Annotated in this window: 12 protein-coding genes, 1 tRNA gene and 1 pseudogene; 9 read left to right on the top strand and 5 right to left on the bottom strand. The window is 70.8% G+C overall.

Annotated features, from left to right (window positions below):
• Window positions 1-374: 374 nt before the first annotated feature.
• A complete protein-coding gene (locus AC5JJ1_RS05610; RefSeq protein ID WP_495784128.1) occupies window positions 375-1,235 on the top strand; it encodes a glutamine amidotransferase-related protein in 861 nt (286 codons plus the stop codon).
• 251 nt (window positions 1,236-1,486) lie between these two features.
• Here the strand turns inward: AC5JJ1_RS05610 and AC5JJ1_RS05605 are convergent.
• A pseudogene (locus tag AC5JJ1_RS05605) lies at window positions 1,487-2,606 on the bottom strand (transposase).
• 338 nt (window positions 2,607-2,944) lie between these two features.
• Window positions 2,945-3,018 (bottom strand) — tRNA-Gln (locus AC5JJ1_RS05600).
• Between the two features lie 194 nt (window positions 3,019-3,212).
• Between AC5JJ1_RS05600 and AC5JJ1_RS05595 the strand changes: the two genes are divergently transcribed.
• From AC5JJ1_RS05595 to guaB, 4 genes are all read left to right on the top strand, one after another.
• Entirely contained in the window at window positions 3,213-4,337 is a 1,125-nt protein-coding gene (locus tag AC5JJ1_RS05595; RefSeq protein ID WP_495784127.1) for a Ppx/GppA phosphatase family protein, read from the top strand.
• Window positions 4,334-5,002, top strand: a complete 669-nt coding sequence (locus AC5JJ1_RS05590) for an RlmE family RNA methyltransferase (RefSeq protein ID WP_495784130.1) — start codon at window positions 4,334-4,336, stop codon at window positions 5,000-5,002. Before AC5JJ1_RS05595 ends, AC5JJ1_RS05590 begins: the two co-directional genes overlap by 4 nt.
• Before the next feature lie 87 nt (window positions 5,003-5,089).
• A complete protein-coding gene (cysE, locus tag AC5JJ1_RS05585; protein ID WP_495784126.1) occupies window positions 5,090-5,911 on the top strand; it encodes a serine O-acetyltransferase in 822 nt (273 codons plus the stop codon).
• 139 nt (window positions 5,912-6,050) lie between these two features.
• Window positions 6,051-7,586, top strand: coding sequence for an IMP dehydrogenase (guaB, locus tag AC5JJ1_RS05580; protein ID WP_495784125.1), 1,536 nt, complete (start codon window positions 6,051-6,053; stop codon window positions 7,584-7,586).
• Window positions 7,587-7,595: 9 nt separating this feature from the next.
• On the opposite strand, the gene AC5JJ1_RS05575 is transcribed toward guaB, so the two are convergent.
• The gene (locus AC5JJ1_RS05575) at window positions 7,596-8,381 is read right to left on the bottom strand and encodes an SDR family NAD(P)-dependent oxidoreductase (RefSeq protein WP_495784124.1); all 786 of its coding nucleotides are present in this window, start codon (window positions 8,379-8,381) and stop codon (window positions 7,596-7,598) included.
• Window positions 8,382-8,461: 80 nt separating this feature from the next.
• Here AC5JJ1_RS05575 and AC5JJ1_RS05570 point away from each other — a divergent pair, with 80 nt between their 5' ends.
• Genes AC5JJ1_RS05570 through guaA form a run of 4 tightly spaced genes read left to right on the top strand, consistent with a single transcriptional unit; the run spans window position 8,462 to window position 12,722 of the window.
• A complete protein-coding gene (locus AC5JJ1_RS05570) occupies window positions 8,462-9,148 on the top strand; it encodes a haloacid dehalogenase type II (RefSeq protein WP_495784123.1) in 687 nt (228 codons plus the stop codon).
• Complete coding sequence (locus AC5JJ1_RS05565) at window positions 9,145-10,473, top strand: RsmB/NOP family class I SAM-dependent RNA methyltransferase (protein ID WP_495784122.1); 1,329 nt, start codon at window positions 9,145-9,147, stop codon at window positions 10,471-10,473. Before AC5JJ1_RS05570 ends, AC5JJ1_RS05565 begins: the two co-directional genes overlap by 4 nt.
• 51 nt (window positions 10,474-10,524) lie before the next feature.
• Window positions 10,525-11,106: a GNAT family N-acetyltransferase gene (locus AC5JJ1_RS05560; protein WP_495784121.1), complete on the top strand. Its 582-nt coding sequence runs from the start codon at window positions 10,525-10,527 to the stop codon at window positions 11,104-11,106.
• Window positions 11,107-11,147: 41 nt separating this feature from the next.
• Window positions 11,148-12,722 (top strand): glutamine-hydrolyzing GMP synthase, encoded by a 1,575-nt coding sequence (gene guaA / locus AC5JJ1_RS05555; RefSeq protein WP_495784120.1) that lies wholly within the window; start codon window positions 11,148-11,150, stop codon window positions 12,720-12,722.
• Window positions 12,723-13,028: 306 nt separating this feature from the next.
• On the opposite strand, the gene AC5JJ1_RS05550 is transcribed toward guaA, so the two are convergent.
• On the bottom strand, window positions 13,029-13,160 hold the full coding sequence (locus tag AC5JJ1_RS05550; protein ID WP_495784119.1) for a hypothetical protein: 132 nt from the start codon (window positions 13,158-13,160) through the stop codon (window positions 13,029-13,031).
• Between the two features lie 77 nt (window positions 13,161-13,237).
• Window positions 13,238-13,987, bottom strand: a complete 750-nt coding sequence (locus AC5JJ1_RS05545; protein WP_495784118.1) for an SDR family oxidoreductase — start codon at window positions 13,985-13,987, stop codon at window positions 13,238-13,240.
• Window positions 13,988-14,051 lie beyond the last annotated feature (64 nt).

Here is a 14,051-nt window from a genome sequence, read left to right as displayed (position 1 = left end):
CACACTGCCGGCGGAAGCTTAGGCCGCCGCCTGACTTCAGACTGCCCAGGTAGTGTTAAAATGGGTGCGGTTTAGGCGCCTTGCGCGACCGCGATCGGGCACCATGATGGATGAACCAAAATCCGACGGAGTGTCGTAGATGCCGGTGGCGCGCCTCGCCTCGACCTTTCCTGCTTTGCTCGCCGCCGCCGCGGCCCGTGCCGACCCCGCTACCTTGGTGCCCTCACGTACCGCCGATCCCACGCCTGGGCAGCGCACCCGCGATACGCTCGACCCATCTCACGGGCTGGCCAAGGCGGCCGGACGCGCTGCGGACCGGGTAGCGAACCCAAACCGATCCTGACATTCCTGGGCGGGAGCTGAGAGCAGTTATCATGACGCCCCGGTTCCTCGTCGCCGAGAGCGAGACGCAAGAGCAGCGCGAACGACGCCGCGCCAGCGTGGGACGCAGCAGCGGCGAGACCTACTTGGACACGCTGCGCGCCCTCGCACCCGAAGCCGCGTGCGATTTCGTCCGGCCTGCGGAGGACGGGGTGCATGCACCTAACCGCGATGCACTCGCGGCTTACGATGCGGTGTTCCTCACCGGCTCACCGCTCCATGTGTATCAAGATACCCCGGAGGTTGGGCGCCAGCTCGCCTTCATGCGCGCTGTCTTTGCCTCGGGAACTCCCTCGTTCGGCTCCTGCGCCGGGCTGCAGGTGGCCGCGGCGGCTGGCGGAGCGGTCCGGGAGAACCGGCGTGGGCACGAAGTGGCCTTTGCCCGGCGCATCGTTGCAACGGCGGCGGGGCGCGCTCATCCGCTGCTCGCTGGCCGGCCTGCCGCCTGGGACGCACCTGCGATCCACTCCGATGAAGTCGAGCGGCTGCCCGAGAGGGCATTGCTGCTCGCCGGCAACGGAGTGAGTACAGTGCAGGCGGCGGAAATTCGACACTTGGAAGGGGTGTTCTGGGGCGTGCAGTACCACCCCGAACTGACGCTGGCCGAGGTCGCTGCAGCATTGCGACGCCAGGCGGGGGATTTGGTGCAAGAAGGACTCGCCTGCGACGCAGCTGCGGTGGAAGACCACGCTCGTCGGATCGAGGCACTGCACCGCGAGCCCACTCGCCGGGACTTGGCGTGGCAGCTTGGCCTGGACATGCAAGTGACTGATCCGCGTCTGCGCCAGACCGAGCTGCGCAACTTCATAGAATGCCTGGTCCGGCCGACGATGGCCGCACGAGGGCGGACCTGATGGGTGGGATGGAGGGCAGACCGCGTCGGCAGGCCAGCCAAGGAAAACTGCATACGGCCGAGTGACTTCGGCCGTTGCGCCTTGCCATTTGGTGGATGGCATGGAGCACGGCTTCCGCTGAAATACAGCAGCTGCACAGGGGACGACATGGCTCGGTGGAGCCGAAGCCCCGGCCCCGTCGCGTGCAGGCGAGTCGTGTTCCTGGTGAGCTGTAGGGGCGCCGGTGGCTCCTGGGCAGGGCTGAGCCGCGGTCATGCTGCGATGGCGGGCAGGCTGACGGTTGGAGCATCGTTGATGGGGGCTAGGGTCTCAAGGTTCATGTAGCGGCGCTGGACGGCCCAATCGTTGTTCTGCTCGGAAATGATGGCGCCGACGAGGCAGGTGATCGTGGCGTCGTTTGGGAAGATGTCGACCACATCGGTGCGGCGCTCGATCTCGCTGTTGACGCGCTCCGGCGGGTTCGTGCTGCAGAACACGGCGCGGTGCCCCTTGGGGAACGCCGTGAAGGCCAGCACGTCCTCCTCCGCGTCTTCTATCAGGGCAGCGAGCCTGGCACCCGGGGCCGGAGCTGGTCAGCCACTGGCGCCTGCCCTGTCCGAAGCGGCCTCGGCGAAAGCGGTACCGGTTGGACGTACACGTCCAACGGCCAAGAGGAGGCGGCGATGACCAGCTTCACCCCGCGCAGGCCGAGGCGGGCAAGGCCGCGGAGGAAGTCGGTTCAGAAGGACTCAGCCTCGCTGGCGCCGGTGGCCATGCCGAGGATCTCGCGCCACCCGTCGCTGTTCACCTCGACCGCGATAGTGGCGGCGATGGAGACGATCCGCCCGGCCTGGCGCACCCGGACGTAGGTGGCGTCCAGCCACAGGTAGGGCCGCTCGCCCTCGATCAACCGAGAGAGGAACGCGCCCAGCCGCTCGTCGAACTCGGCACAGAGGCGGCTGACCTGGCTCTTGCTGATGCCGGACATCCCCATCGCCCCCACCAGGTCGCCCACGGCGCGTGTGGAGATGCTACGGACCTAGGCCTCCTTGCCCATCGTCACGAGCGCCCCTTCGGCAGTGCGCCGGGGCTTGAGGAAGCGGGGGAAGTAGGAGCCCCTGCGCAGCTTCGGGGTGGGACGCGTTGCATCCCAACCGGATCCACCGTTCCCGCCCAGGTTTCTCATTACCGCTCCCGGAAGCCGTTGCGCTGCACCAGCCGGTCAGGGCTGCGCTCGCCAGGGGCGGCACCGGTCAGGGCGCCTACCTCCAGCTCAATGAGCCGCTCGGCCGCGAAGCCGGTCCCCTCGCGCAGGAAGGGCACGTCGGTCCCGTTCGCCAGCAGTTCGCGAAGGGCAGCCTCCCGTTCGGTCGTCGTGGGGTGCCAGGGCAGAGGTTGCGTGTCGCAACTCGACCCTACCCAGGGTCACTGCAGTAGCCGCCTCCTAAACCACGCATGGGGGCACAACCGCGCATTCGCGCATCGTCAAACACCCCGTCGAGCAGCGCGGCCCCGTGTTCGCTCCGCGGTAGTGCCATGTGCCGAGGCCAGTCACCACCTCACGCTCGCGGACTTCACCAGGAAGTCGCCGCCGATAGCAGCAAATGCTACCCGCAAGACACATGGGGACCGACGTGGCGGGACGCTGGTGTAACAGTACCAGGCACGCGCCGCCTCTGGGGGCTGCGCCGCCTCAGAAGTGCCGCGATTTCAGGCTTCTGCGGAGGTATTGGCTGGGGGACCTGGATTCGAACCAAGACTGCCCGAGTCAGAGTCGGGAGTTCTACCGTTAAACTATCCCCCAACACCCCACCAATCGGCGGAGTGGGCTGGCCTGCAAGGCGTCACCACCTTGCAGGGCGCCGCACCTACCATTTCCCTTCGTGGCCTGCAACCCGCCCCCGAAGGAAAGCGCTTGCCCCCGGGGCCGCATCCCCGGATCATGCGTCCGGGACGGTGCGGAGCAGCCTGCCCCGGGGAATCCCTTGGCCCAAGACGATGCCGGATGACGTACAACCCCTTCGGCTGACAGAGCCCCTGCCACCCGACCCGGCCTTGCCGGAGCGGTCGACCCTGCTGCCTGCCCGCTTCGCCGCCTCCGCCGCGGCGCCGTCCTATGCGGCCCTCGATCTTGGCACCAATAACTGCCGCCTGCTGATCGGCTCGCCCACGGCCAGCGGCTTTCGCGTCGTCGACAGCTTCAGCCGCATCGTCCGCTTGGGGGAGGGGCTCGCCAGCACCGGCGAACTCGCAGAGCCGGCCATGGACCGTGCCGTGGCGGCGCTTGCCGCCTGCGCCGAGAAGCTCGCCCGCCGGCCGATCCGCCAGTTCCAGGCCGTCGCGACCGAGGCCTGCCGCCGTGCCGGCAACGGCGCCGCCTTCCTTGCCCGCGTCGAGGCCGAGACCGGCCTCCGCCCCCGCATCATCTCGGCGCGGGAGGAGGCGGAGTTGGCCATGGAATCCTGCGCCCCGCTGCTGGAGGAGACCGACCGCCGCGCCCTGCTCTTCGATATCGGCGGCGGCAGCACCGAGATCGCCTGGATCCGCGTGCCGCCCCGCGGCAGCCGCCCGCCCGGCGCGCCGATGGCGGAGCTGATCGGCTATATCTCGCTTCCTCTCGGGGTCGTGACGCTGGCCGAGCGCGCCGGCGCCTCCTGCTTCACCGAGGAGGGCTTTCACGCCGTGGTGGAGGAGGTCGCCGCCCATCTCCTCGCCTTCGACCGGGTCCATTGCATCGGCCAGGAGATCCGTGCCGGCGGCGTCCGGCTGATCGGCACCAGCGGCACGGTGACGACGCTGGCCGGGGTGGCGCTGGCCCTGCCGCGCTACCGCCGCCCCCTGGTCGATGGCCGCACGCTCGACATGGGCATGGCCGACCAGGCGCTCGGCGACCTTTTCGCCCTCGGCCGGGCAGGGCTTGCGGCGCATCCCTGCGTCGGGCCGGACCGGGTGGACTTCGTCCTGCCCGGCTGCGCGGTCTATGCGGCCATCCGCCACGTCTGGCCGCTGCCGGCGCTTACCGTCGCCGACCGCGGCCTGCGCGAGGGGATGCTGCTGAGGATGATGCGGACGGATCGCTGGCCCGGCAACCGGGCCTCCGGCCACCGGCGGGCCGTCCCCTGAAGACGCCGACGCCCGGCGGGCGGGGCCTCACCACCCGGCTCAAAACCGCCAAGAAGCGCAAGATCGGCAGCCAGCGCTGGCTCGAGCGCCAGCTGAACGACCCCTACGTGCGGGCCGCGCAGCAGCAGGGCCTGCGCTCCCGCGCCGCCTTCAAGCTGATCGAGCTGGACGAGCGCTTTCGCCTGCTGCGGCCCGGGATGCGCGTCGTCGATCTCGGTGCCGCGCCCGGCGGCTGGACGCAGGTGGCAGCGCAGAAGGGCAGCGCCCGCATCGTCGCCCTCGACCTCCTGCCCATGGATCCGCTGCCCGGCGCCACCATGATCCAGGGCGACTTTCAGGACGAGGCCGTCGAGCGGGCTGTGCTCGCCGCCCTTGACGGCCCGGCGGACCTCGTCCTCTCCGACATGGCGCCCAACACCACCGGCCATGGCGCGACCGACCATCTCCGCATCATCGCCCTTGCCGAGCTGGCGCTCGACTTTGCGCTGAAGGTGCTGGCGCCGGGCGGCGGCTTCGTCGCCAAGGTCTTCCAGGGCGGGACGGAGAAGGACCTGCTCGACCAGCTCAAGCGCCATTTCGCCAGCGTGAGGCATGGCAAGCCGCCCGCCAGCCGGAAGGACAGCGCCGAGCTCTATGTCGTCGCCACCGGCTTCCGCGCCGGCTAGGGCGGGATCCGCGGCTTCGGCAGTCGAGTCCCGGGCCTTTCCTCGGCCCGCCCGCGCACCGATATCCGGATGCGGAGGAGACCGCCTATGCCGCCCGACCTGCCCGCTACCGAGACGGAGCTCGATCCGTGGCCTTCCCTACTGGCGGAGGCGGAGCGAACGGCCGCCGCGGAGCCGCTGCTCGGCGCCCTGCTGCACGCCATGCTGCTCAGCCGCCGGAGCTTTGCCGAGGCGCTCGCCGCGGTGCTGGCCGAGCGCCTGGCCGATCCCTTCCTCGGCGCCGACCGCTTGGCCGGCCTGTTCGGCGAGGCGCTGGCCTCGGACACCCGCATTGCCGAGGCCGCTCGGGCCGATCTCCGCGCCATCGGCACGCGGGACCCGGCGGCGGCCGACGGCCTGCTCGGTCCATTCCTCCACTACAAGGGCTTCCATGCGCTCGAGGCGCACCGCATCGCCCACTGGCTCTGGGCCGGGGGGCGGGTGGCGCTGGCCGGCTTCCTCCAGGCCCGTATCGCCCGGGTCCTGGCGATCGACATCCACCCGGCAGCCCGCTTCGGGCAGGGCGTCTTCATCGATCACGGCACCGGCGTCGTCGTCGGCGAGACCGCGGTGGTTGGCAACGACGTCTCCATCCTCCAGGGCGTGACCCTCGGCGGCACCGGCAAGGAGACCGGCGACCGTCACCCCAAGGTGCGGGACGGGGTGCTGCTCGGCGCCGGGGCGAAGGTGCTCGGCAATGTGGTGATCGGCCGCGGCGCCAAGGTGGGCGCCGGCAGCGTCGTGCTGCGCGACGTGCCGCCCTGTGCCACCGTCGCCGGCGTCCCCGCCCGGATCGTCGGCTGGTGCGGGGAGGCGGTGCCGGCCCTTGCCATGAACCATGCCCTGCCGATGGACGGAGGCACTCCCTAGCACGCGGAGCCGATATCACCGGAGTGCAACGCTCCCGCCCGCACCGGCGCTGGACGCAGGGGTCCGCCTGGGGGTAAAGGGGGCCGCCAAGGTAGCGGATCGCCCGCCCCCGCGTCGCTCACGCGCGAAAGGTCCCCCTATGGCCCCCGAGTCCTTGCCCGATGCCGGCTCCTCCCGCAGCCAGCCGCGCTCCCCGATCACCATCGCCGAGGCCTATGCCTTCGACGACGTCCTGCTGGTCCCGGCCTATTCCACCGTCCTGCCGAACCAGACCGACACCCGCACCCGGCTGACGCGGGAGATCGCCCTCAACATCCCCCTCGTCGCCGCGGCGATGGACACCGTGACCGAGGCGCCCATGGCCATCGCCATGGCCCAGGCTGGCGGCATCGGCGTCATCCACAAGAACATGACGACCGAGGAACAGGCCGCCCAGGTCCGCCGGGTGAAGAAATTCGAGAGCGGCATGGTGGTGAACCCGGTCACCATCCATCCCGACCAGACGCTGGCCGATGTCCGCGCCCTGCAGGAGCAGTACCGCATCAGCGGCATCCCCGTGGTGGAGCGCGGCAAGGGCGGCGAGGGCGCCGGCCGCCTCGTCGGCATCATCACCAACCGCGACGTGCGCTTCGCCACCGACCCGGGCACCCGCGTCTATGAGCTGATGACGCGGGACAACCTGGTGATCGCCAATGGCGACATCTCGCCCGAGCAGGCCCGCGCGCTGCTGCACCGCCATCGCATCGAGAAGCTGCTGGTGGTCGACGAGGCCGGCCGCTGCGTCGGTCTCATCACCGTCAAGGATATGGACAAGGCCCAGGCCAACCCGAATGCGGTGAAGGACGCGCTCGGCCGCCTCCGTACCGCGGCCGCCACGGGCGTGGGCGAGGATGGTTTCCGCCGCGTCGAGGCGCTGATCGCCGCCGAGGTCGATGTCGTCGTCGTCGACACCGCCCATGGTCATTCCGGCGGCGTGCTGGCCGCGATCGAGCGCATCAAGCGCCTCTCCAACACCGTCCAGGTCGTCGCCGGCAACGTGGCGACGCCGGAGGGCGTCGAGGCGCTGATCCAGGCCGGCGCCGATGCGGTGAAGATCGGCATCGGCCCAGGCTCCATCTGCACCACGCGCGTCGTCGCCGGCGTCGGCGTGCCGCAGCTCACCGCGGTGATGGAATGCGCCGCGGCCGCGAGGGAGCGGGGGGTGCCCGCCATTGCCGATGGCGGCATCCGCACCTCGGGCGACATCGCCAAGGCTGTCGCCGCCGGCGCCGACTGCGTGATGATGGGCAGCCTCTTCGCCGGCACGGACGAGGCGCCGGGCGAGGTCTTCCTCTACCAGGGCCGGTCTTACAAATCCTATCGCGGCATGGGCTCGCTCGGCGCGATGGCACGCGGCTCGGCCGACCGCTACTTCCAGCAGGACGTGCAGGACAGCCTGAAGCTCGTCCCCGAGGGCGTCGAGGGCCGGGTCGGCTACAAGGGGCCGGTCGGCACGGTGATTCACCAGCTGGTCGGCGGCCTCAAGGCGGCCATGGGCTATACCGGCAACGCGACGATTGGCGAGATGCAGAGCAATGCCCGCTTCCGCCGCATCACCGGCGCCGGTCTGCGCGAGAGCCACGTCCATGACGTGGCCATCACGCGTGAGGCGCCGAACTACCGTCTCGAGGGCTGAGCCGCCCGCTCAGGGCTGCATGTGGCTGCCGCCCGAGACCGTCATGTTCTCGCCGCTGATATAGCTGGCGGCGTCGGAGAGCAGGAAGCAGATCAGCGGCGCCACCTCCGCCGGCTGCGCCACGCGGCCGAGCGGGATGCGCGAGAGCGTCTGCTCGCGGAAGCGGTCGCTGCGGATCACTTCCGTCATCGGCGTCTCCACTGTGCCGAAGCCGACGGAGTTGCACCGCACGCCGTAGCGCGCCCATTCCCGCGCCGCCGTCATCGTCATCCCGAACAGCCCCGCCTTGGCCGCGGAGTAGTTGACCTGGCCGATGCTGCCGCGCTTCCCCGCCGTTGAGGAGATGTTGACGATGGCGCCCGTCGTGCCGCCCGGCTCCGGCATCGCCTCCCGCGCGCGGCCGCACATGTGCCGCCCGACCGCCTGCAGCATCAGATAGCAGCCGGTCAGGTTCACATCGATCACCGCCTGCCACTGCTGGTAGGTCATCTTCTCGATCATTGCCGGCCGGGTGATGCCGGCGTTGTTGACCAGCCCATGCACAGCCCCGAACCGCCCCACGGCCTGGGCGACGCAATCCTCGCCGAATCCCTCCTCGGCAACATTCCCCTGCACGGCGAGGATCCGCTCGGCCGGCAGCGCCGCGGCCGTCGCCGCCAGCGTCTCGCCGTTCCGCTCCACCAGCACGGCGTTGCCGCCGAGCTCGAGCACCAGCTCGGCAATGGCCCGGCCGATGCCCTGGCCGGCGCCAGTGACGACCACCGTCCGCCCGGTGAGCTCCATCGGGTTCCGCATGACTGTTTCCTCCCCTTGCCGGCCGGGCAGTCTGCGCGGCGTGGCCGCCGGCGGCCAGAGGGTCTAGGCTGCCACCATCCATGTCCCATTCCGCCCCGCCCCTCCGCCTCCGGGCCGCCGTCTTCGATGCCTATGGCACGCTGCTCGACGTCCATGCCGCCGTCGCCCGCCATGCCGGCCGCCTCGGCGAGGCCGCCGCCCCCGTCTCCGCCCTCTGGCGCGCGAAGCAGCTCGAATGGAGCTGGATGCTTTCCGCCACCGGCGCCTACGAGCCCTTCTGGTCGCTGACCTGCCGCGCCCTCGGCCATGCGCTGGCGGCGTACGGCATCGCCGATGCCGGCCTCCGTGCCGACTTGCTCGAGGCCTATCGCGAGCTCGGCGCCTATCCCGACGCGGCGCCCATGCTGGCGGCGCTGCGGGGCAGGGGGCTCGCCACCGCCATCCTCTCCAACGGCTCGCCGGAGATGCTGGACGCCGCGGTCGCCGCGGGCGGCCTCGGCTCCCTGCTGGACGAGGTGCTGTCCGTCCATCCCCTGCGCTGCTTCAAGCCGGACCCCAGGGTCTACGCCCTTGCCACCGCCCGATTCGCCTGCCAGCCGCACGAGATCGCCTTCGTCTCCTCCAATGCCTGGGATGCCTATGGGGCGATGCGCTTCGGCTTCCGCGTCTTCTGGGTGAACCGGGCCAGCGCGCCGGTGGAGTACTGGCTGGACGAGACGGCGACGATCCTGCCCGGCCTCGCCGCTCTGCCGGCTGCGCTCGCGTGACGCCGGCCGCACGCCTCGCCGCCGCCATCGACCTGCTGGACGCGCTGGAGGCCCAGCCCCGGCGCCCGGCCGACGCCACGGCCAACGATTTTTTCCGCGCCCGCCGCTATATCGGCGGCGGCGACCGCCGCGCGGTCAACGAGCTGGCCTGGAGCGTCGTCCGTCAGCGCCTTCGCCTCGACTGGTGGCTGGGCCGCATCCGCTGCCGCCCGACTGCCCGGATGCTGGTCGCGGCGGCGCTGCTGCTGGACCAGGGGCTCGACCTGGCGCAGGTCCTCGCCTCCTTCCCCGGCGGTCAGTATGCGGCGGAGCCGCTCTCCACGCTGGAGGAGCGGCTGCTGCGCCAACTCGACGCCGGCCGCGGCGGTGCCGGGGGCGTCATCCATCCGGAGATGCCGGAGGCCATCCGCCTCGACCTGCCCGACTGGGTCCTGCCCGGCTTCCGCGCCCGCTTCGGCGAACGTCTCCCCGAGGAGGCCGCCGCCATGGAGAGGGAGGCCCCCCTCGACCTCCGCGCCAACCTGCTGAAGACCACGCGCGAGGAGGCGGCCGCGGCGCTTGCTGCCGAGGGCATCGAGACCGAGCTGACGCCCTTCTCCCCCTGGGGCCTCCGCCTGCCGCAGCGCCGCCCGGTCACCCAGACGCGCGCCTTCACCGAGGGCCTCATCGAGGTGCAGGACGAGGGCAGCCAGCTCATCGCCCTGCTGACCGATGCCCGGCCGGGCATGCGCGTCGTCGACCTCTGCGCCGGCGCCGCCGGCAAGACCCTGGCCCTGGCCGGCGCCATGCGGAACCGCGGCCGCATCACCGCCTGCGACGTGTCCGCCCCGCGGCTCGAAGGGGCGGTGAAGCGCCTCCGCCGGGCCGGCGCCGACAATGTGGAGCGACACCTGCTCGCCCCCGGTGACCGCTGGGCCAAGCGCCGTGCCGGGCAGTTCGACCGCGTCCTGGTGGATGCGCCTTGTACCGGCACCGGCACATGGCGCCGCAACCCGGATGCGCGCTTGCGTACCGATTCAACCGCTCTCGCGGAATTGTGTATAAAACAGGCGGAAATTCTCGGTAGGGCCGCAGATCTGGTGCGGCCCGGCGGGCGTCTGGTCTACGCTACATGCTCGCTGCTGCCCGAGGAGGATGAGGCGCAGATAGAAGCCTTCCTCGGCCGCCACCCCGATTTCGCCCCTTTTCCCCTGGCCGATGCCTGGGCCGAGGCGGGCGGCACCGGGGCCCCGCCGGCCGAAGGCCCCTATCTCGTGACCTCGCCCGCGCGGCACGGCACCGACGGCTTCTTCGCCGCCATACTGCAACGCCAGCCCGAGGGGTAAGCCGACAGGGGGTCGGCTCCGGGCCTTTCCAGGGGGAAGGAAGCGCGCCCCATGATCTGCATTCGCCGCGCCCGGCCTGCCGACGCCGCCGCCATCGGCGCCGTCCACGTCGCCACTTGGCGCACCGCCTATGCCGGCGTGCTGCCGGAGGGCTATCTCGCCGGCCTTTCCGCCCTCCGCCACGCCGTCGGCTACGAGGCCGCCATCGGCGACCGCCGCCATGGCCATGCCGTCTTCGTCGCCGTCGCCAAGGGGCCGGATGCCCCGGCGGGGCAGGAGGCGGCGGACGGCGGCACCATCATCGGCTTCGTCTCCGGCGGCCGCTCGCGCCGGCCGCAGATCGGCGAGGGCGAGATCGAGACGCTCTACCTGCTCGACGATTACCGTGACCGCGGCGTCGGCCGGCGGCTGGTGCGCGCCATGGCGGCGCATCTGGCGGCGATCGGGTGCCGCTCCGCCATGCTCTGGGTCCTGAAGGACAACCCGACGCGGTGGTTCTACCAGCGACTCGGCGGGCGGCTGGTGGCGCGTGAGCATATCCGCTTCGCCGGCCGGGGCCTTGAGCAGCACGCCTTCACCTGGGATCCGATCGAGGCCTTGCTGCTGGCGACCGCCCCTGCCTCCGAGGCGTAACCACCGCTTGCTCTTGGCACCGCCCTGTGCTGTGAGGCGCCATGAACGAGCCCCTCGCCGCCGCGGCCCGGCACGACCGCATCCTCATCCTCGATTTCGGCAGCCAGGTGACGCAGCTCATCGCGCGCCGCTTGCGGGAGGCCGGCGTCTATTGCGAGATCTGGCCCTTCACCGCGACCGCGGAGCGGATCCGGGAGTTCGACCCGCGCGGCATCATCCTCTCCGGCGGCCCCGCCAGCGTGACGGAGGGCGAGAGCCCCCGCGCCCCTGAGGGGGTCTTCGAGATCGGCCTGCCGGTGCTCGGCATCTGCTACGGGCAGCAGGCCATGGCGCACCAGCTCGGCGGCCAGGTCGAGGGCGCCCACCACCGCGAATTCGGCCGCGCCTTCATCGAGGTGACGGCCGAATGCGCCATCACCCAGGGCGTCTGGGCCAAGGGCTCGCGCGAGCAGGTCTGGATGAGCCATGGCGACCGCATCACCCGCCTGCCGGAGGGCTTCCGCGCCGTCGCCGCCACCGAGGGCGCGCCCTTCGCCCTCATCGCCGACGATGCGCGCCACTTCTACGGCACCATGTTCCACCCGGAGGTGGTCCACACCCCGCATGGCGCGGCCTTGCTGCGCAACTTCACCAACCTCGTCTGCGGCTGCCACGGCGACTGGACCATGGGCGCCTTCCGCGCCGAGGCAATCGCCCGCATCCGCGCCCAGGTGGGGGAGGGGAGGGTGATCTGCGGCCTCTCCGGCGGCGTCGACTCCAGCGTCGCCGCGGTGCTGCTGCACGAGGCGATCGGCGACCAGCTCACCTGCATCTATGTCGACCACGGGCTGATGCGGGCCGGCGAGTCGGAGCAGGTGGTCAGCACCTTCCGCGACCGCTTCAACATCAAGCTCGTCCACCGCGACGCCTCGGACCTCTTCCTCGCCCAGCTCGCCGGCGTGACCGACCCGGAGGGGAAGCGGAAGATCATCGGCCGGCTCTTCATCGAGGTCTTCGAGGAGGAGCAGCAGAAGATCGGCGGCGCCGACTTCCTCGCCCAGGGCACGCTCTACCCGGACGTGATCGAGAGCGTCTCGGCGACCGGCGGCCCCTCCGTCACCATCAAAAGCCACCACAATGTCGGCGGCTTGCCCGCGCATATGCGCATGAAGCTCGTCGAGCCGCTGCGCGAGCTGTTCAAGGACGAGGTCCGCGCCCTCGGCCGCGAGCTAGGGATGCCGGAGGCGATCATCGGCCGCCACCCCTTTCCGGGACCAGGGCTCGCCATTCGCATCCCCGGCGAAGTGACGCGGGAGCGCGCCGACATCCTCCGCCAGGCCGACACCATCTTCCTCGAGGAAATTCGCCTCGCCGGCCTCTACGACGCCATCTGGCAGGCCTTTGCCGTGCTGCTGCCGGTGAAGAGCGTCGGCGTCATGGGCGACGGGCGCACCTACGAGAGCGTCTGCGCGCTCCGCGCCGTCACCAGCACGGATGGCATGACGGCCGATGTCTATCCCTTCGACATGGGCTTCCTGACGCGCACGGCGAGCCGCATCGTCAACGAGGTACGCGGCATCAACCGGGTGACCTACGACATCACTTCGAAGCCGCCGGGGACGATCGAGTGGGAGTGAAGAATCCCCGAAACGCCGCCGCGATCCGTCCTTCCCATGGCCCTGCCATCCGCAGCGGGTCCTCGGCAGCCAGCCGTGGAGGTGCGGCGAGGCTGCTTCGCGAGTAAGGCGGATGAGCCGCTGCGCCGCGCCGGCTCACGTCCAGCCAGGAAGCGCATCCACCTGGGCACAGGCTCCCGAAGCCCGAGCTACCTCCCGAGGCCGGCGACGGCCGCACGGCCGGGCTCCTGTACTCGGCCCTCCGCCCTCAGCCGAGTGGTACGGTCATTGCAGCTTTACGCCCAAGCCTGTTGGCGGCGCGACGAGCTACGGGGTGCGGTCGGCGTCGTGCTTGCGGGCAAGGCCATCGGCCCAACCCAAGCACAGCGGCTCGTCGAGCACCGTGAGGCGACCCATGAAACTGCCGTCTTCTCCCGGACGTCGTTCGTCCGACGCCATGCGCGCAGCGCCTCCACGGTCGTGACCACGACCGTCTCGAGCCGCTCGGTCTCGATCATGTCGCCGGCGTCGCCTGCTCAATCCCGCCGCTTGTTGACGATGTCGAGGAACTGGCCCGGCGCGACCCGGCTCCCGGTGCGGAGCGCGCTAGCGAGCCCGATCGAGATCTCATCCTTGCCGGCATCGAGCCCGGCCATGGCGGCCGCCACGAAGGCGTCGAGCTTCATCGCGCGGGGCGGCTTGCGCATCTGGTGGCGGTGCAGCTCCATCTCGACCACCGGCGGGATGATCTCCACGATCCGGACGGAGGAGTGACGGAGCTGGCGCCGCAGCGAGATGGTGAAGCTGTGCACGGCCGCCTTGGTCGCCCAATAGACCGGCGCTGCCGCGATTGGCACGTAGCCGAGAATCGACCCGATATTCACCAGCCTGGCGCGAGGCTGCCGCCTCAGCAGGGGCAGGAACGCGTTGGCAACGTAGATCAGGCCCTTGAGGTTGACGTCGACCTCCGCCCCGAGCGCATCGGGGTCGAGCGGCTCGTCACCGGCGAAGTCGAACAGGGTCTGGATGCCGGCATTGTTGATGACGGTGTCGAGCGCGGGAAAACGCTCGCCGATCCGTTGGGCCATAACCGACACTTGGCCAGGATCGGCGACGTCAACCACCTCGGCGGCCATGCCGGGATGGCGGGCCGCCATCGCTGCCACCCGTTCGTGCGTCCGGCCCGCTATGACCACCTGTGCGCCGTGGGCATGGAACGCAGCCGCGAGCCCGGCGCCGATGCCCGAGCCGCCGCCCGTCACGAGAACCGTGCCTGGTGCGTTCACGCTCCGCCCTCCGTGGCGACCGCAATGGGGCAGTCGACGCGGTTGCCGCCGGCGTTGCCCGGCC

The organism is Belnapia sp. (genome assembly GCF_059504005.1).
This window is presented reverse-complemented; position numbering and strand designations above follow the sequence as displayed.

Coding starts and splice junctions, on each gene's coding strand:
- AC5JJ1_RS05610 (WP_495784128.1), top strand. CDS start 375: ATGACGCCCCGGTTCCTCGTCGCCGAGAGCGAGACGCAAGAGCAGCGC.
- AC5JJ1_RS05595 (WP_495784127.1), top strand. CDS start 3,213: ATGCCGGATGACGTACAACCCCTTCGGCTGACAGAGCCCCTGCCACCC.
- cysE (WP_495784126.1), top strand. CDS start 5,090: ATGCCGCCCGACCTGCCCGCTACCGAGACGGAGCTCGATCCGTGGCCT.
- guaB (WP_495784125.1), top strand. CDS start 6,051: ATGGCCCCCGAGTCCTTGCCCGATGCCGGCTCCTCCCGCAGCCAGCCG.
- AC5JJ1_RS05575 (WP_495784124.1), bottom strand. CDS start 8,381: ATGCGGAACCCGATGGAGCTCACCGGGCGGACGGTGGTCGTCACTGGC.
- AC5JJ1_RS05570 (WP_495784123.1), top strand. CDS start 8,462: ATGTCCCATTCCGCCCCGCCCCTCCGCCTCCGGGCCGCCGTCTTCGAT.
- AC5JJ1_RS05560 (WP_495784121.1), top strand. CDS start 10,525: ATGATCTGCATTCGCCGCGCCCGGCCTGCCGACGCCGCCGCCATCGGC.
- guaA (WP_495784120.1), top strand. CDS start 11,148: ATGAACGAGCCCCTCGCCGCCGCGGCCCGGCACGACCGCATCCTCATC.
- AC5JJ1_RS05550 (WP_495784119.1), bottom strand. CDS start 13,160: ATGGCGTCGGACGAACGACGTCCGGGAGAAGACGGCAGTTTCATGGGT.